Source organism: Bradyrhizobium sp. 4, from assembly GCF_023100905.1.
Taxonomy (GTDB): domain Bacteria; phylum Pseudomonadota; class Alphaproteobacteria; order Rhizobiales; family Xanthobacteraceae; genus Bradyrhizobium.
Genome location: NZ_CP064686.1, coordinates 891443 through 917824 on the forward strand (window position 1 = coordinate 891443; position 26382 = coordinate 917824).

The 26382-nt window shown below is 59.0% G+C and carries 14 protein-coding genes, 5 pseudogenes and 1 riboswitch; of the genes and pseudogenes, 14 read left to right on the plus strand and 5 right to left on the minus strand.

Translation table 11 applies throughout. The annotated features are described in order from the left end of the window. Positions 1-6: 6 nt before the first annotated feature. Positions 7-117 (plus strand): annotated as a pseudogene (locus IVB45_RS04200) (acyl-CoA thioester hydrolase); the annotation flags it as partial. Here IVB45_RS04200 and IVB45_RS04205 read toward each other — a convergent pair. From IVB45_RS04205 to queD, 3 genes are all read right to left on the minus strand, one after another. Next, positions 99-1802, minus strand: coding sequence for a recombinase family protein (locus IVB45_RS04205; RefSeq protein WP_247359561.1), 1704 nt, complete (start codon positions 1800-1802; stop codon positions 99-101). The pseudogene IVB45_RS04200 and the gene IVB45_RS04205 sit on opposite strands and share 19 nt — an antisense overlap. A 1164-nt stretch (positions 1803-2966) precedes the next feature. After that, positions 2967-3110: a hypothetical protein gene (locus IVB45_RS04210; protein WP_247359562.1), complete on the minus strand. Its 144-nt coding sequence runs from the start codon at positions 3108-3110 to the stop codon at positions 2967-2969. Between the two features lie 484 nt (positions 3111-3594). After that, entirely contained in the window at positions 3595-3957 is a 363-nt protein-coding gene (gene queD, locus IVB45_RS04215) for a 6-carboxytetrahydropterin synthase QueD (protein WP_018454585.1), read from the minus strand. 780 nt (positions 3958-4737) lie between these two features. Between queD and IVB45_RS04220 the strand changes: the two genes are divergently transcribed. Together IVB45_RS04220 and IVB45_RS04225 are read left to right on the plus strand one after the other, a co-directional pair. Beyond that, on the plus strand, positions 4738-6165 hold the full coding sequence (locus IVB45_RS04220) for an MATE family efflux transporter (protein ID WP_247359563.1): 1428 nt from the start codon (positions 4738-4740) through the stop codon (positions 6163-6165). Positions 6166-6887: 722 nt separating this feature from the next. Further along, positions 6888-7427: pseudogene (locus tag IVB45_RS04225) on the plus strand (glutamate dehydrogenase); the annotation flags it as partial. A gap of 446 nt (positions 7428-7873) precedes the next feature. Here the strand turns inward: IVB45_RS04225 and IVB45_RS04230 are convergent. Continuing rightward, positions 7874-9580 (minus strand): outer membrane beta-barrel protein, encoded by a 1707-nt coding sequence (locus IVB45_RS04230; protein WP_247359565.1) that lies wholly within the window; start codon positions 9578-9580, stop codon positions 7874-7876. Positions 9581-10900: 1320 nt separating this feature from the next. On the opposite strand from IVB45_RS04230, the pseudogene IVB45_RS04235 reads away from it, so the two are divergent. Beyond that, positions 10901-11252: pseudogene (locus tag IVB45_RS04235) on the plus strand (helix-turn-helix domain-containing protein); the annotation flags it as partial. 54 nt (positions 11253-11306) lie between these two features. Then, positions 11307-11566: pseudogene (locus tag IVB45_RS04240) on the plus strand (hypothetical protein); the annotation flags it as partial. 639 nt (positions 11567-12205) lie between these two features. Here IVB45_RS04240 and IVB45_RS04245 read toward each other — a convergent pair. Continuing rightward, positions 12206-12895 (minus strand): IclR family transcriptional regulator, encoded by a 690-nt coding sequence (locus tag IVB45_RS04245; RefSeq protein WP_026232770.1) that lies wholly within the window; start codon positions 12893-12895, stop codon positions 12206-12208. A gap of 163 nt (positions 12896-13058) precedes the next feature. On the opposite strand from IVB45_RS04245, the gene IVB45_RS04250 reads away from it, so the two are divergent. From IVB45_RS04250 to metE, 9 genes and pseudogenes are all read left to right on the plus strand, one after another. Beyond that, positions 13059-13847 carry an ABC transporter ATP-binding protein gene (locus IVB45_RS04250; protein ID WP_247299133.1) on the plus strand — a complete coding sequence of 263 codons (789 nt, stop codon included), beginning with the start codon at positions 13059-13061 and terminating at the stop codon, positions 13845-13847. Continuing rightward, entirely contained in the window at positions 13831-14604 is a 774-nt protein-coding gene (locus IVB45_RS04255) for an ABC transporter permease (RefSeq protein ID WP_247299131.1), read from the plus strand. The genes IVB45_RS04250 and IVB45_RS04255 overlap by 17 nt, the downstream gene beginning before the upstream one ends. Before the next feature lie 33 nt (positions 14605-14637). After that, on the plus strand, positions 14638-15660 hold the full coding sequence (locus IVB45_RS04260) for an ABC transporter substrate-binding protein (protein WP_247336565.1): 1023 nt from the start codon (positions 14638-14640) through the stop codon (positions 15658-15660). Between the two features lie 54 nt (positions 15661-15714). Continuing rightward, entirely contained in the window at positions 15715-16980 is a 1266-nt protein-coding gene (locus IVB45_RS04265) for a CoA transferase (RefSeq protein ID WP_247284004.1), read from the plus strand. A gap of 55 nt (positions 16981-17035) precedes the next feature. Then, a complete protein-coding gene (locus tag IVB45_RS04270; RefSeq protein WP_247359567.1) occupies positions 17036-17851 on the plus strand; it encodes a citryl-CoA lyase in 816 nt (271 codons plus the stop codon). Positions 17852-17859: 8 nt separating this feature from the next. Then, positions 17860-18755: pseudogene (locus IVB45_RS04275) on the plus strand (SMP-30/gluconolactonase/LRE family protein). A 1531-nt stretch (positions 18756-20286) separates the two neighbouring features. Next, positions 20287-21501, plus strand: a complete 1215-nt coding sequence (locus IVB45_RS04280) for an EAL domain-containing response regulator (RefSeq protein ID WP_247284010.1) — start codon at positions 20287-20289, stop codon at positions 21499-21501. A 620-nt stretch (positions 21502-22121) separates the two neighbouring features. After that, the gene (locus IVB45_RS04285) at positions 22122-22325 is read left to right on the plus strand and encodes a 4Fe-4S binding protein (protein ID WP_083926370.1); all 204 of its coding nucleotides are present in this window, start codon (positions 22122-22124) and stop codon (positions 22323-22325) included. Between the two features lie 1098 nt (positions 22326-23423). Beyond that, positions 23424-23623: riboswitch (cobalamin riboswitch) on the plus strand. A 99-nt stretch (positions 23624-23722) separates the two neighbouring features. After that, on the plus strand, positions 23723-26038 hold the full coding sequence (gene metE / locus IVB45_RS04290; protein WP_247359568.1) for a 5-methyltetrahydropteroyltriglutamate--homocysteine S-methyltransferase: 2316 nt from the start codon (positions 23723-23725) through the stop codon (positions 26036-26038). Positions 26039-26382 lie beyond the last annotated feature (344 nt).

The window sequence follows — 26382 nt, forward strand, 5'->3', positions numbered from 1 at the left end:
AACGGACTGGTTACCGAAAGCGAAGAGGCTCGTGACGTGACAGCTCATCTCGACGGCGAGATCCGCGACGGCCGCCACCACATGCAGGTCCGCGTCTACTACGAGGACACGGATTTCCCTGACTTGCCATTGTCGTAGTAGGCAAACGTGCTGATTTCTCGCGCCTTGCTGCGGTTTTCTGGGAAAAGGTTCTTGCCGTAAAGCGCGGAGCTGTTCAGGTAGGGCGTATATTCGTAGGGCATCCGCTTGCGAACCGGATGCACTACTATGCATTCGATCAAGTTGCGGAAGGCTACGCGAGTTTCGATCGCCTTCGGATTGGCCTTGAGCGCGGTGACCAGTCTTCTAACCTCCGAACGGTATCGGTCACCGAATTTCGGGTGATCGAAGCCAATGACATTTTCGCCGCCAGCGCCCAGCAGCCGCAAGCGCTCTTCAACGCTTTCCCGCTCCAGGTCGCACTCATCGATGCGCTTGAGCAACTCGTCCGGCTTCCGGCGGCTATTTGCGATGGCATATGACAGGCGTTCCATCTCGGTAGTCAACACGCGGCGTCGACGCTCTAGCTTAGAGTGTTCGCTGCCCTTGTTCCGATCATTTTTGCGCTCCTCCTTCCAGGCACACATCGCCTCTTCAATGGCTTTCGGCGAAAGCAATTTCAGTTGGATTTGGTCGGAGGCATCCTCGAGCAGAACGTCCATGTCGAAGCTACGGGTGTGCTCGCACGTGCCCCGCTGATGCGCGCTCGCGCATGCCGCGCGCGGTGCACCGTTACGCGAGGATTGAGCGATTCGCATGTGGCCATTGCAGACGCCGCACCGGAGCACACCGGCAAGCGGGTGCTCGTTGTTGCGCGGGATCACGGCGCGACGCCGCGGCTTGCCAGTCGGTCCGAACATAGATACGGCGCGCGCGCTACGAACCTCATGCGCTCGATTCCAGAGCGCTTGCGGCACGATCCGTAGCTCCGGCTTCTTAACTATGATGTGGCGCTCTTCTGGATTGCGGCGCTTCTGTTTCTTCTGGGTCTCCGGGTTGAGAATTGTCGAGCGAATGTTCCAATGTATCTCGCCTATATATAGATCGTTGCCGATAATACCGCGACCATGCCGGCCGCCTGTAATGCACTGGTGATTCCAGGTGGTACGATCAGCCTTGTTCTTGTGACGAGTTGCCCCTGGTGAGGGCACGCCTTCGCGGGTGAGATCAGCGGCGATAGTTCGGGTCGAGCGGCCCGCTGCATATTCGCTGAAGATGCGGAGCACAATCTTTGCTTCGTTGTCATCGATCACGCGTTCGCCCGGCGCGCCCGGCCTCGGTCGATAACCATAGGCGCATGAGCCAGGAATTCTTCCGTTGGCAACAGCGTTGTCATGGCCGCGCCGAACCTTTTCGGCGAGCTGCGGCTTGTAAATCGTGTTGTAGAGACTTGCGATGCTGATGTCAGTGGCGGTCGCATAGACCCCCTTCTGATCCATCAGCTCAACGCCGTTGAACTCGAAAACCTGCTTGAGACGCTGGATGGTTGCGGGATCGCGCGACAAGCGGTCGAAATGCTCAACCACGACTACGTCAAAGTCCCGGTTTCTCACACCGTTGAGTAAACGCTGATAGCCGTCCCGCGCACCTTCGGTAAGACCAGATTTTGCGGCATCGACAAACTCGCCGATGACATCGAGGTCGTTGCGCAATGCGACCTTCCGGCAGAGCAATAGCTGACCATCAATCGAGGTCGCCTTTTGCATGTCGCTGGAATAACGGGCGTATAGTACGGCCGTTTTCTTCGATGACGCTGTCGTCATGTCGGTCCTTTATCGGCTGCCCCGAGCCGTGATTTTCATCCCGTGCGACCTGACGTCCGATAGCGCGCGCCAACTCAAACCAGATTTCCTCATTGTCCGGATTATCCCAGCTCTGAGGATGTGAGGGGGCGAGCGGTCGAATGATCGCTCGTTGTCTTCGGAGAGATCGGGTGCGGGTACGCATTTGCAAACTCGCGAGCAGAAGCTAGCCTAAATTTCTGCGCTGCGCTACAGCCAAGCCGCAGCGATTACTCGCAACGCTTCTCGCATGCTGACTTCGGCAGCGTCGAATGAAAATGAAATTGTTGAAGTGCCGCGGCGCGCGTGAGGGCATTCCTAGCGATGAGGCGCGTAGTCGAGAGCAGATACGCTAAGCAAAGCGGAGTAAAAATACTTGCGGGTGACGGCGACGAAGTCCGTGGCTGCGTGAGCTGTGCCTAGCGGACCCGTTCTCGGTCATGAGGCTTCTCGTACAGATGTGTAGTGGCCGGCGCGGAGCGCCGGCTCGTCCATCAACCGCTGGCGGACGGATTGTCGCGCACAGCCCAGACGCCGTGGTTCGACCCAAGGAACCGTCGCTGGTTGGGGCTTTCTTATTCCGTTGGTTTGATGACCCTTGCGTCGAGCGTCCAAGAGCAAGCAATCGCGTGTGGGTGAGCTCCGCAAGCGCGCGTCGAAAAAGCACTGTCAGAAAAACGCTTACTTCTGACAGAGTCCTCCCGTTCCGGCATCCAAGCAGTTCAAAACTGAACTCGCTTCAGCTCCCGTCCGGCGTCTGGATCCCCGCGGATTTCCTCCCTGTCGGCTGGCGAGACACCGTCGATGATGCCCCGTGGCGCCTCACCAGCGCTGGCGATATACGCGACCCGCTGGCCTGTGGTGGGAAGAGCACGCCGAGTCTGCCGTCTCGGCCAAGATCGGGTTGGACAGGATACCTTCGCCGTTTTCCACGAGGAATCAGCCAGCCCGCAACGGGAATCGCGGCTCCGTCGAGGCATTAGGATGGCCGCCTCGGTGCGTCGGAGTGGTGTAATTATGTTTTGTCCTATTTTATTGAACGTCTTCGCGTTTATGCGTCCATGTTTTGTGGGAACGGAGACCACGATGCCAAAGCATCAGACCTCGCTTGAAAAGATCGAGCGCAAGAAGGATGACGCTGTCTTCCTAGTGTGTGAGTTCACCAAGCTCGGCGGTGAAGATCAGGCCTTGCGCGCGCTTCGCACCGCTCTGGGCAAGGGCCGTCTTGTACGGCTCGGCCACGCCCCATGGCCGTGCCAGTCCCTCGAGGCTGACGCCGGATGGCTTCACCGGCGCGGCGCGTCAAGCGCTCGACGAGCGTGGCGTGGAAGGAGAACCTACCGAAGCCGAAAGTGCCCTATGATGAGGGCCTTCTCGACTCAGATTCCCGTCAAACCCGGTCGTCCCTCAAGGCCGCCTCTCGCGTAAAGGTCCTGATCATCATCCATGCAGGCACATACACCAGGTCGTCGCGGGAGGCATAAATCGGCTCAACCCGGGCAATTGGTCCGGCGGGCTTCGGAGGCTTACGGCTGCCGCATTTGCTGATGAAGGCGGCGGCTCATGGCGCTGTCGATGGCTGCCTCGCGCTCCTTGAGATCCTAGCTTGCAGGGCGCCGTCGTCTGACCTCCCGCGAGATCCAAAGGGCCTCCCGTGAGCGAGGGAATCTGCCCGCGGATCGGGCCGATGAGGAGCCGAAGCGCAGATCGTCGGTTTCGGAGCCGAAGAAGGACAGGCGCGCCGCATCAATACAGCCCAAAATGAGCGCGGAATTCAGCGATCGGGCCCCTCATATTCGGCCCAACAATCTGTCGTCTCGTACACCCTCACGCTCGAGAGTTGCGCAAGGCGCGGTTTCGCGTGCTGCCAGATCCAGATGGCGATATTTTCCGCCGTCGGATTTTCGAGTCCCGGGACTTCGTTCAGGCAATGGTGATCGAGCTTCTTTAGAAGAAGACCGAACGCTTCTTCCATGCTGAAGAAATCCATTACGAACCCGGTGTGCGGATCGACGGGCCCGTTCAGCACGACCTCGACGCGATAGGAATGACCGTGCGTCCGATGACAGCGATGTGTCTGCGGGACGGTTGGAAGTCGGTGCGCTGCCTCGAACTTAAATACCTGGGATATCTTCATCTGATGCCGGGATGTTTGTGACATTGCACGCTGATTCGCCATTTCCGATGAGTCAGGCGTTGCGCGACGGCCTGCCGCATGTGGTCGACGGCGCCAGGGCCGTCTGTGGGCCGAAGCAGAAATCGTCCGAGCCCTCTCATCGAACCGCCGGCACACGGCTGCGGCTACACGAATTTTGAGTTCGTGTCCGCGAGCGATGGCCAGTGCGGCGCGATTTGCTGCCGCAAACCCAGTTACCACGCCGGCCGGGACCAGCAGCCTGCCGTTCGTCTCGATCGCGACAAGGAACCCGAGATCATGGAGCGCTTGCACGACATCGTCGCCGAACCTAACACTGGCTCTGGGCACGTTCATTGCGTGTGCCATGCAGACGATGGAGCGTCTACTACAAGATCCGGTAGATGCCAAAGCCAAGTTGAGGCTCTAGGGTCCGGCCGCGTTCCCCCGCCGATCATCATCGAGGAAAAACGCAACGGATGAGAAGTCAACAAAGGGCAGAACGGCAGAATATGACTGGCAGAACCTAGGTGGCTACGCACGGACACCTCAATCAGGATCCTTGTTCTACTTAAGAGCCGCAGAAGCCTGCGATTGGCGGGAGGCGTATGCCTAGGGAAAATCGACCAAGGCAAAAATCAGCTTGTGCCGTCAAACGGGTCCACGCGATCACGACGATCGATCGGCGCAGATAAACTTATGTACCGCTGTGCAAGAGCGGATCGGAAAAGCTTGCGCTGAGTGCGCGATCAGCGAATTTGGAAAATCGCGACACGTTCATGCATGAATGAGCCGGATACGGAATTCGCGCTCGAGAGCGAGCGAAGTTTGATGCCACAGAAGAAACAGCACATCGATCTATCGGACCCGAATCTCTCGAGCCTTATCCTGCGGCTCGCCATTCCATCTGTTGTTGGTTTGTCGATCCATGCTTTACAGCAGGTCGTCAATGCGATCTTTGTTGGCGCACTTGGCGCGCAGGCGACCGCAGCTGTGAGCATGACCTTGCCGATCATGGTCCTGCTCGCGGCAGCCGCACAGGGAATCGGTGTTGGAACGGCGTCCTTCATATCTCGTCATCTGGGCGCTCGTGAGTACCTAGAGGCGAGTCGAGGCGCAAGCACAGCTCTCGCGCTCACCGCTCCGATTGGCATCATAGTTACCGTCGCTCTGCTTCCAAGTCTGCCAGCGATATTCGCAATCCTCGGAGCGACTCCAACCATCATGCCCGTGGCGCTCGACTACGCGGGAACGCTTTTGTTCGGGAACACCCTGATGCTTCTAAACATCGTTAGCGGGTTCATTGTCAGAGCCGAAGGCGATACGCGATTCAGCATGTGGGCGATGCTTACCTCGTTTCTACTGAACGCTGTGCTTGACCCTGTCTTCATATTCTTGTTTGACCTTGGCGTGCGTGGCGCAGCCCTCGCAACGCTGGTATCGCAGATCGCCGCTATTGGACTGTATATTGCGTATTTTGCGAAGCTTGGCGGGACAGTTCTCGTCAGGATATCTCACATATCATTGCGAGCAGATCGCATCAGACAGCTCGCGTTGGTGGGCGCGCCAGCGACAATGACGAGTATCTTATCGGCTCTTGCGGTTATGCTCTTGTACGGAGCTGCCGCACCGTTCGGCGATGATTCCATCGCTGCAGTTGGAATAGCTGTGCGAATCTTGATGGTCGGCGCACTGCCTATCACCGGGTTCTGCATAGGCGCTCAAGCTATCCTGGGTTTCAGTTGGGGCGCACGCGACTATGTTCGTATTCTGAAGGCTGCGAAGTTCATGCTCTTCGTGACGGTCGCATTCTCCATCGCGTATTCTGCGGCCGTTGTTGTTTTTGCAAGGCCTTTGGTGAGTCTATTTAGCGATAACGAGAATGTCACGGAAATAGCCGTCTCGTCCTGCATCGTGTTCCATCTCTTCTTTGGACTGTTTGGGGTTCAGAGTTTCGTGACGGCAATGCTTCAGGCGTTTGGGAGAGCACGCCTCAGTGCAATTGTGGCCCTGGCGAGGCAGGGCTATCTCTTCATACCGGCCGTACTGTTATTCCCGGTGGTTGCGGGTTTCGATGGGCTGTTAGCCAGTCAAGCAATCGCTGAGCTGGGCGCCGGAATGATCGCTCTGTTCGTCATGTTCCATCAGTTCGGTGAGCTCAGACGAGCGCTCCGGCACCGTGGCTCAAGAGCGATCGGGATAGCGGGTTGACCTTAGAATGGATGTCATCGAACCCAGAGCATTGGGCGCAAGCCTCCCGAGAAGCTCGCGGCAAGACGGGCTGCCAGTGGGCACGGATTTTGCGGGCTCGCGGGCGTGCGATCCGCGCGGTCCTTCCTCCAGCCGTGCTCCTCGCACTCGCGGATCGCACCGGCTCGCCTAGCGGACGGATCGGGCAGTTCGGCGAGCGATAGCCGATGTGCTCCCGCTCGCCAGGCGGGGTGGCAAGGGCTCTACGCGCGGTCGAAAGGCTCGGCTTTAGCAGAGTGGGTGGTTTCTGCGCTTATGCAGGTTTGTCTCTTAACCCGCGTCTTTGGAGCTGACTTGAATGCCGCCGCTTTGGGTCGACACTTCGCAGGACGCTCTTGAATTTTCGCCTGCCACGATTTGCTGTTGGGCCGTCGTGGCCGCCTCGGTCAATCTCGCTTTCATCGCATTGGTGATATTTCTGGCGTGACCGCGAGACGCAATCTTGCTGATTGGACTAGTTGTCTCACCCGCGTCTGAAACGCGCAACACGCACCAGGGAGCTCGGTGCTCTGAAGCACAAGCATTCCGACGTTTCATATCCAGGCTCAGGAGCTATCGTGACTGTCTGCACTGGGCAAGTGTTTGAGATGGCCGTAAAGCAATTCGAACTGATCGCGAATTATCCCGACGATACCAGACGACCTAAGAACCCGCCTGCTGATGCCGAAGGAATCTGTCACGGTATTGTTCAAGGCTTTGGAGATGTCGGTTCGATCACCGCACTCGAGCTACACAATATGCGAGCGAAAGTGATCGGAGTCAGAGATCACACGGGCGCGCTTTATCGACCTCGGCGCTCGATATACCACAGCTGGTCGGACATGCTGCCTCCTAGGTAGCCTGGATGGCCACTCCAGCGAGCTTGCTCTAGACCCAGGCGAGCTGCTGACGATCCCGTGTGACGTGCTTGTTCCGGCTGCCCGGAACGGGCATCGACCCCGAAATAGCCAGTAGGAAGGCCATCAGGAGCAGATCTTTCTCATCCCCATATTCTCCGCAACTCGGGCGGTGTCGTGGTCAGCTACTTTGAATGGGGTGCAGGGCTTCCAACGACTATTCTGGGAGGAGGAGGAAGTCACGAGTAGGGAGTATCAACTTTGGATCGTGCTTTCGAGCGCGTCTTGGCGCGAAGCAAACGTGAAAACAATCGCACGGCAGCCATCGCGATAGGTGTCGAGCGCGTTCGTGGAGCAAAAGAAACACGCGGACGGTTTCCCCATTAGTGTGATCTCGCTGCAAGTTCGATAGTCGGGCCGATGACGGACCGGAGTTTCTGCACCGTAGGCCTAGGTGGGTCACCGCCGAAGTTCACGGCGGCGGCCCTTTCTTTACTAGTGAATGAGTCCGTACGTCTTACGAATGCCCGTCGATCAGAATTGAACCTTGTTTTCACCCGTCACACTTACAAAGGCAAATCTTTGTGGGGCTTGTTGAAGGTGCCGATTCCAGCCTGGCGCCGCTCCCACGATTCCATCAGCTGCTCGACAGTATCTCACTACTATTTCGGCGGCGGACTCCACCGTAAATCCGGGCGGGCCACGCCGGTAATGACTTCCAGCTTCGAAAACGTCTCGGACGGTTCAAGGTACTTCTGCCAGGGAAACGCGTACGGCTTCAGGATGCTCGTCCAGGAAGGCTGGAGTCTGGAGCTTGACTACGGTGGGCCTTTTCAATTGACCTTGTAAGAGGCCTGAAAGAACGTACCCCAGCGCTCTATGCTGAACTTCGAAAACTGAGCCGCAGTGGTTCCCGGATAACAGCCTGTGCATATCGCTTCGCTGTCCTTTTGGGTCCACATTGCCCAATAGCGCCCGCCGACGCCGAGGCTGAGATTATCGGTGATGAAGTAGGACAACACGCCTTCGACCTGTACACCCCCGCCTCCATTCCCGCGATGATCAATAAAGGTAGTCCTCGGGCGCAACAAATGGTGGTCGCGACCAGCGAAATCGGTCCAAGGCAGGTAAGCGACATCCGTGCTTAAACGCCAACGCTCGGTAAGCATGGTTTCGGCGCTCAGGCCGACGCGAGGTGCATTCCACTGCGTATCCTGGCTGCCAATGATTTGATCAGCCGACGCCGGGCATGGTGTCATGGGGTTGGCAATCTGCATGCATCCCATCGTATCGGAGTTCTGGGCGTAATAGGCCCAGCCGATAAATCCGCCGAGCTTGTAGTTGGCGCCGCGCAAAAAATCGTAACCCGCGTCGACCGTATAATAGGTGAACCTTCCGTTTGCCTGGCCCGATATCGTGTTGCTATAAGAGACCCCGCGAGGGAGGCTCCAATCTTCATCGTTCATCTTTCCTTTATCGAAGCGCCCGATGCCGACGTTGCTCTTCAGGAACACTCCCCACGGGCTGTCAAGACGGCCAAATAATTCGCCGGAAAGTCCGTCGAGGCCGTGGTAGGTGAGCCTTGATACAAGAATGTTAGGATCTCCAGTAGGGATCCCATGGGGAACAGCGCTGGCGTCCCATTGGAATCGTCCCCGGCTGAGCCAGAGCCGCGATCCGCCTTCGAACGACCAACCGGCCGTGTAAGCAATCGGCGGCGCGCCGGCAGGTGCTTTCGCATACAGCGGCGCATCGGCCCATTGCGCCGCCCATGGATCGGCGCCAAAATGGTAGTTCAACCCGATCTTTCCGATGTGATAGCTGCTGGACAGGCTCGTTGTGTTCGCCGGAAGAATTGCGAACGGCGGAAGCTGCACCGTCGTAGGCGTTGCGACGCTTAGCCCACCGAAATGCAGATAGACATACTCTACGTTGACCGACCATGCAGGCGTAAGCGCTTGTTCGACGCCCAGCCCGATGACGCCACCGACCTGACCATAGTCGAAATGAGTTTTCTTCTGCAGCCCGAGGTCATTGAATTCGTAGTTATTGAGGACGTTGCCCTGATTGTATTGCCAAGCCACGCCTCCCTTGAGATAGGCCAGCGTATGGCCGAGAGCGTCCAACACGTAACCGACGCGACCGGTCCCGGTGGTAAAGAGGTTTGGACCAGCCGTGCAGTTTGCGCTCACAACAAAGCCGGAGGCGGCCAGACAAGTATTTGTGCCATCGGAGACAGCGCCGCTGGCATCTAGTTCGACGCCAAAGACCCAGCCGTTCTTCTGCCAATTGTAGCCGATCTGGCCTCCTGCGAGGAACACTGGGGTATCGACGACGCCGCCATAGATTGACGGACCGTAGGGATTACCGAAGGAGGTTCGGCCGTACCCACCGCCGACGTGCCCGCCAATATAGCCTCCGGACCAGCTCCACACCGCTGGTGGCAGTTTCACTTCTGGCTCAAGGTCCGCCGCATTGGCTGCACCGGTTGCGATGAGCGCAATTGTTGTGGCTCCCGAAAGAAAAACTCCAGATCGCACCAATACTTCCTTCCCTGCATTTTCTCGGTCGACAACCGAGCGCCCTTAAGTTATCGCCGCAGCAAAACGTCGGGGCGGACCAGACGCTAACGACGATGCGCCGAGCCCGTCCCGAAGACCATCGCACTGCGTGGTGATGATGATGACTGAGTAAAGCAAACCTCGTGCCGAAGAGAGTTCGAAGCTCTGCAGGCACTCCGTGAGGTGTGTAGCGTCAAGTTGCTGACATTTGTCTCAAGACTGACAGTCTGCGCTGCTATCGTCCGACAGGGCGTCGCGCTTCGAACAGTTGTCCCATCGCCCGTCAATACGCCGGTGTAGGGCATGCAACTCCGCATCGTTCAGCGCGGTGATCGAGGAAGCGCCGCTTGGTGTCGTCGGCCGGGGCGATCGCCGCTGCAACCGCGGCCGGCAAGAGAGCTAAAGAACGGCGGCATCAGTTGCGTGATGCTCTCCGCCGACACCATCCAACCGCGCGCCGACTGGTGCTGATCGCCAGCGACGATCTCATTGCCGCCCCCTCAATCGCAATGGCCTCAAGACCGGCAACGGCAATCGCGTACCCCGAGCGCGTCACATCAATGCGCTCGAACTACCATATCCCGGTGTTTAAGCCTGCCGATGGCGGAGTAGTGTGGTCGCCGCCGGGCCGTGTCCCCGTTGGTCTGCTTCACCGGGATCGAGATTGGACCCGTGGCGCCAGCAACGCGCCTGTCGCGATCCGCCCAGTTCCTCGACCTGGTCGAACACCATCTTGATCCTGGACACGCCGATCCGTCTTTCTCATAACGGCCGCCGGGCTTCATGAAGCCGACGGGCGCTGCCATAACCAACTCGCCCCGGAGCGCCTTCTCACAGCGTGCCGAGAGCGAGCGCTGGCGCAACAGATCCGGTTCGTACTCGTTGAGGCTGCCCCTTACCCGGAGCAGCAGGCGGTCGTTGCCAGGCCTCAGCGCTTAGATGGTCTCCTGATCGACCAGAGCCGGTATCGGCCACGCGGCACATCTCGATGAGTTGCTGCCAATCCCGACTGTTGCGAGCGAAGCGCGAGACCTCGCCGGCGCAAACCGCACCAACCCTACCAAGGCAAACCTCCGCTAGCATTCGCTCGAAGCCGGCGTGTGTAAGCCGCCGGCGGCTGAACGACCGAGATCATCATCGATCACTTCGATCTCTGAATAAGCTGGGTGATGACGGACTGAGATAGGCGGCGTATCAGGCGGATGTCGAGCCTGCCAGAAGCTCTCAAGGAGAGCGATACGCCATGAACGGGACCAGTACCCACTTTTCTTAGTCGCGAGTCGTGCTTCAGGAATATGGATGATCCTTGAAGCAAGAGAACTCCACCTTTTCGAGGAAAGATCGCAATGCGCTTGAGGCGTGTTGTCGCTCGCCATTTGGCGCCATCGCTATGCCGACTATGGCTTGAAGGGCTGCAAGACGAGCCGCGGTCTGGCAAGCAGCCGATTTACACGAGGACGGCCGAGGAGCGGATTCTGAAGCTGCTAGATGAGCTGCCCGTGCAAGGGTTTGCGCACTGGACAAGGCCCTCTGCCGGCCGAGGCGGCGGGCGACGTTGACGTCCAATATGTCGGGCGGTTCTTGCGCAGCCACAGTAGACCTCGCGGCTCGCAAGTCCTGGTGTGAGAGCACCGACGCGAACTTCACGGCCGCGCTCGTGCGCCCACTAGTTGATTGTTCGCGTTGAAGGTCTTACTGCACTTCTCTGCAGCGCCATGCCGCCCGCGACTTTCTGTTCGGCCCCCAATCGGAATGTCGGCCGAGCGTGCAAAGGAGCGCAAGCAAGCCGACAAGCTGGCTTGCGAGGCGTGGAAGGGACCGACCCCGCCGTCACCTACGATTAGCGACGCGATCAATGTCGGTTATTCTTACTTGGAAGTTCGGTGCCTGGGGTGCGACACCAATCAGACCGTGGCGCTCGACATCATCAGGCGTGTGAGGACCACGCCGGTGCATGAGCTAGATGTAAACTTTCAGGAGGTTGTCCATCTGGTCCGAACCCAGGAAGCTGAAGTTGCGAAGCTTCAGCGTTCCACGGAATGCCCAGATGAGCAGCCACAAGAATGCTCCCCTGACGCCGAAAGGTCGAGAGGCCATGGTGCGGTGTGTGGAAACGGCACTGAGCAATGCACGCCGCCGCGCGCCAGTTCAACACCACGCCGAAGATGGTGGCCAAATGGGTCGAGCGGCCGCACAACTGCGCAACGTTCTGGCCGCGCTTGCATCGATGTCAGCGCGCCGCAGCTTGGCCCTCAGCAGATGCCGGCTCCAGAACACCAGCACATATATCCAGCAGCGTAGCCTTTGAAGAAGCCTCCCTCCTTATGCCCGTGTACAGGTAGGTGGCGTCGAGCTCGAGGTTGATCTGCGGCGGGATCACTTGGAACGACTCCAGGAACGGCTTCAGGGGCGTCACCACTGCACCACGCTCTGTCGTTTGTCAGGGCATTCCTTCCACCACCAAATTCTTGTCGCAAAAGAACGCCTCGCCGATTCGCGTCCCGATGCTCCTCAACAATGTGAAAAATGCACGCTGCGCTCAGGAGAGGCCCTTGCGGCACCCGCTGAGCTGTGCGTCATAAAACGGAACGCTGCCATTGTAGCTCAGCGCTCGCTTGCGGGCAGCAGACCGATCAGCGCTTTAGCCTCGGACTTCAGAACTAGAATCGCAGCCTTCCGAGCATCTGCATCAAAGCGCCTCCGAATGGCGGACACCGAGAGAGCGCCGCGCAATTGGCCATGAACGTCGATCACAGGCACAGCTGCAGCCGCGACCTCAGGATCCCGCTCGCCGATCGAGACGTAGAAGCCACGATCTCTGACCTTCTTTCCATCGGTTGATGCAGAATCGCGGTAGGCGGTAAGAACACGGCCGGCAGCGCCGCGGTCAATCGGCAATCGGTGACCCTCTTCGAGGTGATGCCGGACCGAACGCGGAGAATTGACGCGATAAAGGCAGATGCGCTCGTCGCCCTCCGCGATGTAGAAGGATGCGGTCTCTCCGGTAGCCTCGACCAGACGATGGAGCGAGGGTCTGATCAGGTCACCAAGGTCGAGCCCGCGCTGATAGAGCGCCCCAAGGCGCCATAGCTCCGGTCCGGGTCGAAATAGCCGGTTCGTACCCCGCACCAGGAACCCACCCGCCTCCAGAGATGCGGCAAGGCGAAGGACTGTGCTCTTGTAGAGATCAGTCGCATCCGCAATCTGCGTCAGCGTCATCGCGGCGCGCTCCGGGTCGAACGCCTTAAGGATTGCCAGTGCCCGCGTGACCGCATCAACGCCTGTTCTTACCATCAATACCTCTGGTTCTGCTGTGCAGAACCAATAGTCAAACTGACGCCAGGAGTCCACCAAGCTAGCGCGAGCACAATCCCGCACGTCAGAATACGATTGACTCCTCGTGAGAACGCGAGCTACTCGGTTCCAGGTTTCAGAACAAGTTCTATGGAGCGAAACAATGGGGCGGCCGGGACTTGCCGTGGACTTGCACGACGTCATGATTCGCTTCGGCGACTTCACGGCAGTCAAAAGCATGAACCTCCAGGTGGCCGAGACGGAATTCGTTGCAGTGGTGGGTCCGACCGGCTGCGGAAAATCGACCATTCTCAACACTGTCACCGGACTGCTGAAGCCCGCCGCCGGCGACGTTCGCATTTTCGGCAAGTCTCTTACGGGCCTGAACGGTCAGTCCGGCTACATGCTTCAACAGGAAGGGCTGCTGCCCTGGAAGACCGCCCAGGACAATGTCGGCCTCGGGCTCGTCTTTCAGGGCAGGTCGGTCGCGAAAGCGCGCGAGCAGGCACGGCCCTGGCTCGCCAAGGTTGGATTGAAGGGATTCGAGGAGCGCTATCTGCATCAATTGTCCGGCGGCCAACGCAAGCGCGTTGCGATGGCACAAACCCTGATCATGGAGCCCAAAATCGTTCTCATGGATGAGCCGTTCTCCGCGCTGGACGTTCACACACGCCGACTCATGCACCGCATCCTGCTCGACCTCTGGCAGGCGGACCGGCGCTCGCTCATCTTCATCACCCATGATCTCGATGAGGCGATCACGCTGGCGGACCGCGTCGTTGTGATGTCTGCCGGTCCCGCCAGCCGCATGGTTGCCGACGTCAGGATCACGCTCCCTCGTCCGCGCGATGTTTCTGCGCTGCAGACCACCGACGAATTCGTCGCGCTCTATCGTGAAATTTGGTCGCTGCTCGGCGCCGAAGTGGAGAAAAGCTATGTCACGCAGGGGTAGGGTCGCTCTCACGCAGTTCGCCATCCTGCTTGGCATGATCCTGATCTGGGAATTGGGCGTCTGGGCCGGACTGATCGATCCCTTCTTCTTTCCGGCACCGTCGACACTTGTCGTAAGGATCGGGGAGTGGATGTCGACGGCGGACTTTTGGGGCGATATTGGCATAACATTGCTGGAGACGGTCCTGTCGTTCCTGGCTGGCATCGGGATCGGCACAGCACTTGGCATCTGGCTGGGTTTAAGCCCATTTGCTGCCGAAGTCGTTCAGCCCTTTATCAAGATGTTCAATGCAATCCCGCGGATCTTGCTTGGACCCATTTTCGTCATCTGGTTCGGATTGGGCCTCACCTCCAAGGTTGCGCTCGGCGTCACGCTGGTTCTATTCGTCGCATTCTTCAATACGTTCCAAGGCGTCCGCGAGGTCAATCCGGTCGTGCTGGCGAATGCCCGCCTGCTGCGTGCTTCGAAGTCGTCCCTGCTACGGCACGTCTACCTGCCGTCCGCCACGACCTGGATTCTGTCGAGCCTGCGGGTGTCCGTCGGCATGGCTGTGATGGGAGCCGTGGTCGCGGAATATCTCGGCTCGTCCGCAGGATTGGGGCACTTAATTGCGCAGGCCGAAGGCGTCCTCGATGCGACCGGAGTGTTCGCAGGAATTATCGTTCTCTCCGCCTTCGTCGTTGCCCTCGATGCCATCGTCGACTGCGCGGAAAAGCGGCTCCTGGTCTGGCGGCCGGCGCCTGCGCACGAAAGCTGATCGTACGCTCTCCCATCAATTATGGAGGTTCGCATGCACGTTTCCATAAGGTTGATGCCGGTGGTGGCGCTGGCCGCATTCTCGGTCATTTTGGCGCATGCCACCGAGCCCGAGAAAACAAAATTGAAGATCGCGGTGGGGTCAAAAATCCTCAACTATATGCCTGTCGAACTTGGAGTGAAGCTTGGCTCCTTTAAGGAAGAAGGCCTTGACGTTACCGTCGAGAACTTCCAGGCCGGTGGCTCTAAGGCTCTGCAGGCCCTGATCGGCGGCTCTGTCGACGGGACTATCGGCTTTTACGATCATACCATTCAGATGCAGGTGCTGGGTAAGCAAATTTCCTGCGTGTTCCTGCTGAATGACATTCCCGGCGTCCTGCTCGGTGTCCGCAGCGACCTCGCCGACAAGGTCAGAACCGGCGCCGACCTGAAGGGTCTCAGGCTCGGGATCACTGCGCCGGGGTCATCGACGGAGAGTATGGCGCGCTACTACATCAAGAAGTCAGGATTGGGTTCACGCGATGTCAACATCATTGCCGTCGGCAGCGGCGCACCGGGCATGGTGGCGCTTGAGGCCATGAATGTCGATGCCCTGGTCTATTTCGATCCCATCGCGACGCTTCTCGCGCGCAAAAAGAACGCGACAGCGCTGTTCGATGCGCGCACGATCGAAGGCTCAAAGCAGGCCTTCGGCGGGTCCTATCCGACCGCGTGTCTCTACCTTCAGCAGACTTTCATCGACAAAAATCCCGAAACGGTCCAGCGCCTGGTCAACGCCTTGCTCAAAACTCACCGCTGGATCAACGCAACGCCGACGGAGCAGCTCGTCGATACGATTCCTCCTGGTTACAAGACTGACAATCGCGAGGTGAATATCGAAATCATGAACGCATCGAAAGCGCTCTTCTCGCCAACCGGACAGATGGACATCGAGGCGGCCAAGGTCCCGCTGGCTGTCTTAAGCGACTTTGATCCAAAAATCGCTGCCGCAAAGATCGACTTGAACAAAACCTTCACCAATCGTTTCGCGGAACGCGCCGCACAACAACTGAAATAGCTGCCAGCCGGCCAAGCCCTCACCCTCGGATCACCTAAAGGAAGGCGTCTTCAGATGTCTCTGCCGCTCACCGGCATCCGCGTCCTGGACCTGTCGAACGTGTTGGCCGGTCCGTTCTGCGGTTATCATCTCGCGCGTCTTGGCGCGGAGGTCATCAAAGTCGAAAATCCGAACGGCGGCGACCTCGCGCGGCGCCTCGGCGCCGATCCGCAAAGGGCAGAGCGCTTGCAGGGCCTCTCTTTTGTCGCGGTGAACGCCGGCAAGCAATCCGTGGCGCTGGACTTGAAGTCGGAATCGGGCCGCGAGGTATTCTTGCGACTCGTCAAGGAAGCCGATGTGGTGCTCGAAAGCTTCCGGCCGAAGGTGATGGAACGGCTTAGCCTAGGCTTTAATGTGCTCAGCAGGCACAACCCGCGTCTCGTCTACTGCGCGATCTCCGGCTTTGGGCAGAGCGGGCCATGGTCCGCCCGTCCGGCCTATGACCAGATCGTTCAGGGTCTGTCTGGTGCCATGAGCGTCACTGGCGATACGGCCTCGGCTCCCCTGCGCACCGGCTTTCCGATCTCGGACACGATTGCGGGACTGACTGCTGCCTTTGCCATCGCCGCGGCTCTGGTCGAACAGCGGCATAGCGGCCGCGGTCGGTTCATTGACGTGTCCCTGCTCGAAGCCACCGTTGCAGCGATGGGATGGGTCGTCTCCAACCACCTGAACGCTGGTGTCGAGCCGCAGCCCATCGGCAACGAGAACTTCACCGCGGCTCCCTCCGGCACGTTCCGCACCGCAACAGGCCCGCTGAACATTTCCGCCAACGAGCAGAAGCAGTACCAAGCCCTATGCGACCTGATTGGCCGACCGGACCTGAAGACGGATCCACGCTTTGCTGAGCGCGAGATACGCAAGGTCCATCGCGCAGCGCTGAACACGGAGTTGAACCAGGCGTTGAGTTGCAAGCCCGCTGAAGAATGGGAGGCCCAAATGAATCTGGCTGGAGTCCCCGCAGGCTGCGTGCTGACGGTCTCCCAAATCTTGCAGCAGCCACAGCTCCTCGAGCGCGGATTCGTCGAGACTTTGGCCCCAGAACAAGATGGTGCGCAGCCGTTACGAATCATGCGGCCGGGCTTCCGGCTGGATGAGGAGTTTTCGGTGCCTTCACCACCTGCGACGCTCGGAGCAGACACCGAGCGATGGCTGCAGCGGCTCGGCTATTCGTATGCGGAGGTCGAGCAGCTGGTCTCAACCCGGGCCGTCGGGACGCCAAAGCAACGGGCGGCTGATTTCCTGCCCGTCCGCGTAGCCGCGGACGGACCAATATCATGATATTCGACGGCTTGCGGCGATCGGCAATGGCAGGGTTGAAGGGGCGGAACCGGAAATGAACGAAGAAGAATTGCGGCAGCACGCGGCCCGTTGGTGGCGAACCTCCATCTGCGACATCGCGCCCGGTCGCATCGCCTATCGGGGTTATCCAATCGAAGATTTGATCGGCCGGATTTCCTTTCCCGCCATGATCTGGCTGATGTTGCGCGGCGATCTGCCGACGCCAGCGCAGGATCGGCTGCTGCAAGCTGCGCTGGTCGCGTCCGTTGACCACGGTCCGCACGCGCCCTCCATCGCAATTGCGCAGATGGCGGTGAGCTGCGGGCTGCCCCTGAATGGTGCGATGGCCTCCGCCATCAATACACTCGATGAGGTGCACGGCGGAGCAGGGGAGCAGGCGGTCGAACTCTACGAAGATGTGCTGCGGAGGCGCGATGGCCTAGAGATCGGCGAGGCCGCGGCCGCCGCAATTGACCATTTCACTGCAAGGCGCGGCAAATATCTGCCCGGCTTCGGCCACCGGTTTCATTCGGTCGACCCCCGCGCCGCACCGCTATTGGCGCTGGTGGATGACGCAAGTGCTGAGGGCAGTGTCAGCGGCGACTATGCCAAGGCCGCCCGCGCGATCGAGCGGGTGATGCAGCAGCGCAAGGGCAAACTCATCCCAATGAACATTGATGGCGCGACCGCGGTCATTTACGGCGAGCTCGGATTCGCGCCGCCGCTGGCGCGCGGCGTCTTCTGCCTGTCGCGCGCGGTCGGAATCCTGGCCCACGCCTGGGAACAGACCAGGCGCAAGGATCGTAACAAGGGACCGATGCCCAAGCAGTTTGGCTACAAATATGAGGGACAGCCGCGCCGCACGCTGTGAGGCCCGTCATGATGTATCTCGACAAGCCGCCTCAGCTGGCTGAGACCCGCGTGTTCTCGTCGATGCCGCGGAATTTCGTCGCCGTGGTGTTTCCTCGAAATGGGCCGGATGCCAACCGCGGAGGCCATCGGTGGATTGTTTCATCGAGGGGCCGTCATTCGACAAGTCCGGGGATCTCTACGTCGTCGATATCCCCTTCGGCCGCATTTTCCGGATTTCGCGCGACGGGATCTGGTCTCTGATAATCGAATATGACGGCTGGCCGATTGGTCTGAAGATCGCACCTGATGGCCGGGTGCTGGTGGCCGACTACATGAACGGCCTCATGGAGCTCGATCCGCAGCGGGATACATCAGCCCGCTACTGGGGCACCGCAATTACGAGTCCTTCAGAGGCTGCAACGACCTGCATATCGCGACCAACGGCGACATCTATTTCACCGATCAGGGGCAAACTGGATTGCACGATCCGACGGGCCGGGTGTTCCGACTGTGTCCTCACGGCCGGCTCGATTGCCTGATTTCGAACGGCCAAGCCCGAACGGGCTGGTGCTCAGTCCCGACGAGGCCGTGTTGTTCGTTGCAATGACGCGCTACAACAGCATCTGGCGCGTGCCGCTGATGCGTGACGGCGGGTCGGGAAGGTGGCACGGTTCAGCTTATTCTCGGGACCAGCGGTCCTGACGGGCTGACGATGGATAAAAAAGGGCGGCTCTTTGTAGCGCACGCCTCCCTCGGCCACGTCTTCGTCATGGCGCCGAACGGCGAAACGATCGGGCGCATCAAGTCCTGCGGTGGGGCGACCTGCACGAACCTCGCATTGGAGGCGGCAAACGGCACATTGCTCATTACGGAAATCCTCTACTGGATCAGTGTTGATGGCTGATCTCGCTCACCTTCCTTGAACGTTCGCCAGCAGGAGTGCCTCAGTAACTCGCATTTTGTGGGAAGCACGAAAGAACGACTCGGCTATCGTTTGTAAGGCTGGGCCGGGCTTCGCCCGCAACTGCGCTGCCGACCCGGCTCCGCCCTTTTAACCGGGCAGGTTTCGGCTCGCGGTCCACGAGCCTTGAGAACACCATCGTATCCCTTCGCACTATGAAGAACGATTTGATGGCTGATACAAGCCAAAAAGGTCGAAGATGTAACCCGCTCGCAGTGGGAGTAAGCACCGCATCAGCGTCGAGGTTCTCAATTATCCTCGGCCGCGACGCACGCGTTGGAGCGTTCGTTTTGAGAACCAACAAGCAGCAGGATTTGCTGCTTTGAAAGTCTTTACTGACACGCCGAGTAGCGCTTTCACTGTGTGGAGGAGAGGTCGCAGCACTGTCTTAGCCTCTTGCGCGCGCGCAATCCTCCAACCCGATATCCCCTCTCCTCGTAGGAACGGAGTACCCGTTCTAAGGCCGGATAGCCATCAGGGGGCAACGCAACCTCAATCATCTGCCAGCCTCGGCACTTCGCCTCCGAATGTAGCGCCTCGAGCAGATGCCGACTGCTCAGAGCACACCGTACGCTCCAGCTGCTCTCACGGCCAGTACGGCCGAGATGGCAGCGATCCCTACAATCTGCCCGTGGCTTGTTCCTCGATGACAAAAAAGATGAAGCTCTCTTCGGGATCCTGAATCAGGAGCAAAGCAGCGTGCTTTGCGCCTTCAAGGCTGAACTCTGGTCCGGGGCCACCTAATTAAGAAAGTAGCTTTCCGACGGCTTCTGCGATCGCGTTCTCATCTCCTGGCACGCCTTTGCGCAAAGCCGTGCCCCCGTGGGGCAGGTCTTGCGCTTCAACCCCAACACGAACACCCGTCACGTTAGTCCCTCCAGTCCCTCCAGTCCCTCCAGTCCCTCCAGTCCCTCTTGAGGATATCCGTGTTCAGAAGGATACAGAGAGCGCAACTGAGAGCAACTATCAAGCTCGATAGGGAATAGGACGTCCGCACTCCCAATAGCCAACAGAGGTGAGGTAAGTGTAAGCTGTTGCCGTTCTCAGAATCGACCGCGGCTTGACCCGCTGCGAACTCATGATGGACTTCCTTCGACTAGATAGGAAATCCGCGAGACGGCACATTCGCGCGTGGGCAGGCCGGCCATGCCGATCAAACTTTTCGTAGGAGTGATTGCCGATCATCACTCACGAGAGTCGATTCAGTACATCTTGCAGCATGATAATCGCCGTGGCATAGGGCGCATCAGCTCGGCGCGTCCGAAGGTGAGATTCCCCACACTCGTGTGCGTCACTCGTACAAAGTTGCGCGAGCCGGGACAGGTATCATACGCGTGCGCCGACAAAATCGTCTGAACAACATCGCGAAAGATTTTGCACGCTAATGCACTATTTTAAGCTTACCTCGAAGAATCGAAAGATAGTGGCAAGCACTGCTTGTATGGACCTTCGCTCCTCGTTTAAGGGACCTTCACGGAAGGGGAGTGGTTGCGATGGAGCATGGGCAGGCCGAACTGGTCGGAGGGAAACCTGTAATCTTCGGCCAGCGTAAGGTGCGGCCGCGAGCGTGCGTGGCCGTGGGCAAGCGGCATCTGCGCGCCTTTCTACGCGATGTGCTAGAGGATATGGGGTTTGTGATCAGCGAATGCGGGACTGCTGACGAGCTGCCGCGCGTACTCTGCACGGACTTCCCTGATCTGATCCTGCTCGGCATTGGCTCCGATCGCATCGAGCCTGGACGATTGCTCGAGATACTCGTACGCGAAGAATTTGCAGGCAGAGTGCTGGCGTTCGGCGCCCGCGAGTCGATCGTCATGACGGCAGTGCAGCAGGTCGGGGGCGAATATGGACTTGATATGCTGCCGCCGCTGAGGACGCCGTTTGCAGCCGAGACGCTGCGCGATCGGGTCGCCATGCTCTTGCCCAGAGAGCCGGCGCCCCGTCCCGCAGTCCATGTCGGAGAAGCCTTACACGCTGGCTGGCTTGAGCTCTGGTATGAGCCGAACTTTGACCCGTGTACCCTCAGCCGCCGCGGCGCCGAGGCGCTTGTGCGAATGCGGCATCCGACCTGGGGCGTTGTTCCACCAGCGTATTTCATCCCGGAGGCTCACGATCCTCATTTTAGGGACTTGTCGCAGTTCGTGATCGACCGCGCGATCAAGGATTGGAAGTATCTTCTGGAGCAGCAAACTTCGACCGATCTCTCCATCAATCTCCCGGCAGCATTCCTGATTGACCCGCAGGCGGTACGCGATCTCTGTCAGCGCATGCCGTCGCACCCCGCTTTCGGCGGCTTGACGATCGAAATCGAGAGCGAGGAAGCGATCCAGAACCTAGATCTCCTGATCGAGGTCGCGCGTGAGGTTCGCTTTCACAACATTGGCCTTGCAATCGACAATATCGGCGCCAATTGGCCGCAGCTGATGGGGCTCGAAAAATTCCCGTTCATGAAATTAAAAGTGGACCGGCAGTACGTCGCCGGTTGCGGAAATGGGCCCCTGAAGCGAACGGTGTGCCGCCATATCGTCGATCTAGCCAAAGAGTACAGTGTGCGCACCGTCGCCGCAGGCGTGGAGAGCCATGCCGACCTGATCGCTGTGACCGAACTCGGCTTCGACCTTGCGCAGGGCCATCTGTTCGGAAAGGCCATGCCGCTGAAGCAATTTGCACAGTCATCTTTCAGCCCTGTTCCACTTCGTCCAAAATAGTTGTATGAGGAGTGACTGAGCACAGCCAGGCAAAGCGTACCAGCGCTGCCCCGCGCGGCCATGCCTACTCGGCACCAGGCATGCGGCTGACTGCAATTAAATCGGTCACTTTGCAAACCCAGTATCGCTGCTCCCGGCCGAACTTCATTCCCCTCCGAAGCGATGCCGAAGGTTATTGTAGCACAAGCCGTTTTGGCAAGCCTCCAGCGAGTCAATCCGCGGAGTTAACGTTGCAGGCGTGAGCGCGGCTTGGACAAAATCTCCGGTCAGGGCGTGTGACCGGAGGTTTGCCGACATCCGGCGTAGACGTGCGTCGGCTCGCGGCTTATACTCGCGCCGCCGGTTTCGGGAATCGTCGAGCGTCGCTTGGCCCCGCGCTGCCATGCCAGACAAACCGACGGAAGCTCGCAGCAGTCGAGTCGCGACTGGCTATCGGAGTAGGGGCCCGAGGGCTCGCACGGCTTGATATTGAAGCGGCCTATGCTGTCGCAGATGCAACATGGTCTCAGACCCCGCACAGCACCATTGGGCAAATTGCCCATCATTGAGCGCGCCTGTCCTTTGGCACGGCATTTGAAAGGGATCGCCAATGGCATCGCTCGCCTAAGGAGTCGGAAGGCATGGCTTACAAGATCGTCGCTTCGCAATGCACCGTTTGTGGGGCGTGTGAGTTCGAGTGTCCCAACGCGGCGATCAGCCTCAAGCGCGACATTTACGTTATCGATGCAAAAAAGTGTACGGAGTGCGAGGGCCATTCCGACACGCCGCAATGCGCTGTGGTCTGTCCGGTGCCTGACACCTGTGTCCCGTCTAAGACAACATAAGCAGCCCGCGTCCAGAAGGCTTCACCGCTCGATTTTGCGAACGAAGGACTAGATGTCGAGCTTGTGGAGGCCGCCGTCCGCGTGCGGCGCATCGAGGTCGATCAACATCGTTATGAGCTTAAGGCGCTGATCGACTCCGAGAAGCGCTCGAAGGGCTCTGTCAGAGGAGACCGTCAAATTTGTCTCGAATAATGACAAGGCCGCCTCGATGCTCCAGGTCGTCGCGTTGAGGCTTATCGTCGTTGGCTGACGAGCCGAGCCGAGGCGAGGTGGACGGGCGTCGAATATCCCAAGATCAGCTTGCAGGATATCTAAAGCTACGTCACTTCGAAGCCGAAGAGACGGTCTCCACGCGCGACGAGATCGGTCCGGAGATCCTGAAGACGTACGAGAAGCTCGGCATCTGCTTGCCCACCTTCCCCATGCACTAGTGCATGGAGCTAGGGTCGTAACAGGATCCCCGCCGCCCGCGCTCTCGCCGCTTACTCCCGTTCCGCAAGTCAGCGTGCATCCTGACGTCCGGAACTGTTCCTGCGATGCCGCGCAGACCAACGTCCAGGCTGCACTGCTCGCCAGCGGCGACGGAAACAACGAAGGCGCGGCCAAAGTCGCTCAGCACGTAAGTGCTTGGCACACCGAAGGAGATCATCTTGACCAACGCCACGGAGCGATCGAGCTCACGGCTCGTCGCGGGGTCCGCCGAACACAGGCAGTCCGGCCTGATCATCCGTTTGATCCTGGAGCAATCCGGCCTTGACAATTCCTAAGGAGCCTCATGGCGCTGTGATCAAGCGGATGCCGGCCGAGGATGATCGCAAACGTCCTCGCGGGCGAGTTCGAGAAGCTGCTGACGGAAAAGACCGGATTTGTCGCGATCACGCAGATGTCGAAGCGCGATCGCGTTCGTTCTGCTTGCGTTGGCTCATCCGAGTACGCCAAGCGGGTGTTGACGGACGCATTCACAAGCGGAGGCTCCACAGATCTAGGCGTTGTTACCAGGCCGGGAGTAAGACCGTTGTGCCCTAGCTGGTACAGCTCGCAATCGCTTGGGCAATATCGCGGCGACACTTAGTAGGTTGACGGATCGATCCTCGTGCGCCTAATGCCAGTCGTCGTGGTCTTCGGATTCGTTTGATCCGGAGCTAAGAGGGAAGCCGGTGCAATGCCGGCGCTGCCCCCGCAACTGTAAGCGGCGAGCCGCTGTCCAACGAAGTCACTGAAGCCATGCGGCTTCGGGAAGGCCGGACAGCAGCGACGACCCGCGAGCCAGGAGACCTGCCTCGACAATATATCGTCCACGGGCGGGGTGTCCCGGTGTGCGCCAAGCAGCTGTCGCTCACGCGATATTCGCTGCATGCGTCCGCCATGGCCTTTGCCCCAATCATGGGGTCTGAGCTATGTCTTTTCTTTCGCTTCCCGTTGCCACACTGGGGACGTCACGCATCGGCCCACGACGCGAACTCAAAGTCGCGCTCGAGAGCTACTGGGCGGGAAACTCCAGCGAAGCCGAGCTCCTCGAGGCGGGGAGTGGACTTCGTGCCGCTAATTGGGCACGGCAGAAATCCCGCGGTGCGACCGTCATTCCTTCGAATGACTTCTCGTTTTACGATCATGTGCTCGATACCAGCCTAATGGTCGGCGCCATTCCCGACGTCTACGGCTGGACCGAAGGTCCTGTGTCGCTCAAGACCTACTTCACCATGGCGCGTGGCGCTCAGGACGGTGGTCACGCTCAGCATGGGCCTGGCGTAGCCGCACAGGAAATGACGAAGTGGTTCGATACCAACTACCACTACATGGTGCCGGAATTTCACCGGGATCAGATCTTTAAGTATTCCTCTCGAAAGCCGATCGAGGAATATGAGGAGGCAAAAAGCCTCGGCTACCAAACGCGCCCCGTCCTAGTTGGCCCAGTCACTTTCCTGAAGCTTGGCAAAAGCGCAAATCCCGCATTCAATCCGCTGTCGCTGCTCGATCGGCTCCTCCCAGTCTATGTCGATGTTCTCCGCGAACTATCCTCGCGCGGTGCTGAATGGGTTCAGCTGGACGAGCCATGCCTAGTGATGGACGTCGACGAAGCATCGCGGGCGGCTGTCCGCCGGGCCTATGCTCATTTCGCAAAGCTTGTGCCGGCCCTTAAAATCATGCTGGCCACATATTTCGGGGCTATCGGCGACAATCTTGAAACAACCTTGGCCTTGCCCGTTGCCGGGCTTCATGTGGATCTGGTTCGGGCACCTGACCAGTTGGACGCAATTGTCGCCACAACCCGTAGAGATCTCGTGGTCTCACTAGGCGTCGTTGATGGTCGGAACGTGTGGCGCTCCAATCTTCCGGCGCTGCTCGACCAACTTGCTCCTATGGTCCAAAAATTGGGCAGGCACCGTGTTCAGATTGCTCCTTCCTGCTCGCTGCTTCATGTTCCGATCGACATTGAGCTAGAGACCGATCTCGATCCCAATCTGAAGACATGGCTGGCGTTCTCAGTTCAGAAGATCAAGGAACTTTCGATATTGGGCAAAGCGCTGGCCGGCCATGCTGCCGAGGTGGCCGATGAACTTGCGCTTTCGGAGGAGGCAGCCGTCACCCGCGAAACATCGCCCGAGATCCACAATGCGAATGTCGCCGGACGAATCGCCGCGATCGACGATAGCATGCTTCGCCGTCGCAGTGCGTTCACCCAGCGTGCCGACGTCCAGCGCGTCGCGTTCGCTTTGCCGATGTTTCCAACGACAACCATCGGATCCTTCCCGCAAACGGCCGATGTCCGGAATGCGCGCGCGGCTCATGCGCGGGGAACGTTGAATGACACGCAGTACGAGCAGCTTCTGAAAGCGGAGACAGCCCGTACCGTGAAGTGGCAGGAAGATATCGGCCTGGACGTGCTCGTACACGGTGAGTTCGAGCGCAATGACATGGTTCAATACTTTGCCGAGCAGCTGTTGGGCTTCGCTTTTACCAAGCATGGCTGGGTTCAGTCTTATGGCTCGCGGTACGTTCGTCCGCCTATCCTGTTCGGAGATGTCTCCCGGCCGAAGCCCATGACCGGAGAATGGTGGCGCTATGCGCAGTCTCTGACCAAAAAACCCGTCAAGGCTATGCTGACCGGACCGGTGACCATCCTGAACTGGTCGTTTGTCCGTGACGACATCTCGCGGCGCGAGACATGCCGACAGATCGCTCTCGCGATCCGAGATGAGGTCATCGACCTTGAGGCGGCTGGAGCGACCATGATCCAGATCGACGAGGCTGCGTTGCGGGAGGGATTGCCGCTACGCAAATCGCAGTGGAAGAACTATCTAGATTGGGCGGTGGACAGCTTCCGCCTTTGCTCCTCCGTGGTCGCCGACGGAACTCAGATCCATACTCACATGTGTTATTCCGAGTTCAACGAAATCATCGATGCGATCGCAGCAATGGATGCCGACGTCATTTCAATCGAGACGTCGCGTTCTAAGATGGAATTGCTCGAGGCCTTCAAGAGCTACAAATATCCAAATGAGATCGGGCCCGGCGTCTATGACATTCATTCACCGCGCATTCCCGCAGCGGCGGAAATCAAGCAGCTGATTGTGTTGGCGCGGCAGCGAGTTTCCGATCGGCAGCTCTGGATCAATCCCGACTGCGGACTGAAAACGCGAAGGTGGGAGGAGGTGCGTCCCGCGCTCGTCAATATGGTGGCCGCCGCACGCGAGTTGCGGGCCGAGCCATGATGGGCCGGAGCGTTTCGCCAACGCGTTTGTGAACAAGATGCACGCGCTTTGGGGGCTTACGATGTCCTTGGGAGCTTTCAAAGTTCCCAGCGCCGCGGAATGCGGGCGGGCGTCGGCGGAGGCGGTCGCATACAGCCGGCGACAAGCTCGATTCTCGACCCGACGGCCGACAGCATGCCGGCGAGGTCCGATCAGGTCCTATTGCGACGTCATTAACGCTCGACGCGAAGCACAGCCCGACTTTTTCATTTATCCATCGCGTGGATGCGTCTCATCACAACAATCTATTTTACGGTCCTTACGGAACGTCATACGAAATTCAGGCCCTGGCACGCTCTTCGGGA

Bases quoted from the DNA above. Each gene is read 5' to 3' on its own strand.
- queD (WP_018454585.1), bottom strand. From the start codon at position 3,957: ATGAAGATATCCCAGGTATTTAAGTTCGAGGCAGCGCACCGACTTCCA.
- IVB45_RS04250 (WP_247299133.1), top strand. From the start codon at position 13,059: ATGGGGCGGCCGGGACTTGCCGTGGACTTGCACGACGTCATGATTCGC.
- IVB45_RS04285 (WP_083926370.1), top strand. From the start codon at position 22,122: ATGGCTTACAAGATCGTCGCTTCGCAATGCACCGTTTGTGGGGCGTGT.
- IVB45_RS04280 (WP_247284010.1), top strand. From the start codon at position 20,287: ATGGAGCATGGGCAGGCCGAACTGGTCGGAGGGAAACCTGTAATCTTC.
- IVB45_RS04270 (WP_247359567.1), top strand. From the start codon at position 17,036: ATGAACGAAGAAGAATTGCGGCAGCACGCGGCCCGTTGGTGGCGAACC.
- IVB45_RS04260 (WP_247336565.1), top strand. From the start codon at position 14,638: ATGCACGTTTCCATAAGGTTGATGCCGGTGGTGGCGCTGGCCGCATTC.
- IVB45_RS04265 (WP_247284004.1), top strand. From the start codon at position 15,715: ATGTCTCTGCCGCTCACCGGCATCCGCGTCCTGGACCTGTCGAACGTG.
- IVB45_RS04220 (WP_247359563.1), top strand. From the start codon at position 4,738: ATGAATGAGCCGGATACGGAATTCGCGCTCGAGAGCGAGCGAAGTTTG.
- IVB45_RS04255 (WP_247299131.1), top strand. From the start codon at position 13,831: ATGTCACGCAGGGGTAGGGTCGCTCTCACGCAGTTCGCCATCCTGCTT.
- IVB45_RS04205 (WP_247359561.1), bottom strand. From the start codon at position 1,802: ATGACGACAGCGTCATCGAAGAAAACGGCCGTACTATACGCCCGTTAT.
- IVB45_RS04245 (WP_026232770.1), bottom strand. From the start codon at position 12,895: ATGGTAAGAACAGGCGTTGATGCGGTCACGCGGGCACTGGCAATCCTT.
- metE (WP_247359568.1), top strand. From the start codon at position 23,723: ATGTCTTTTCTTTCGCTTCCCGTTGCCACACTGGGGACGTCACGCATC.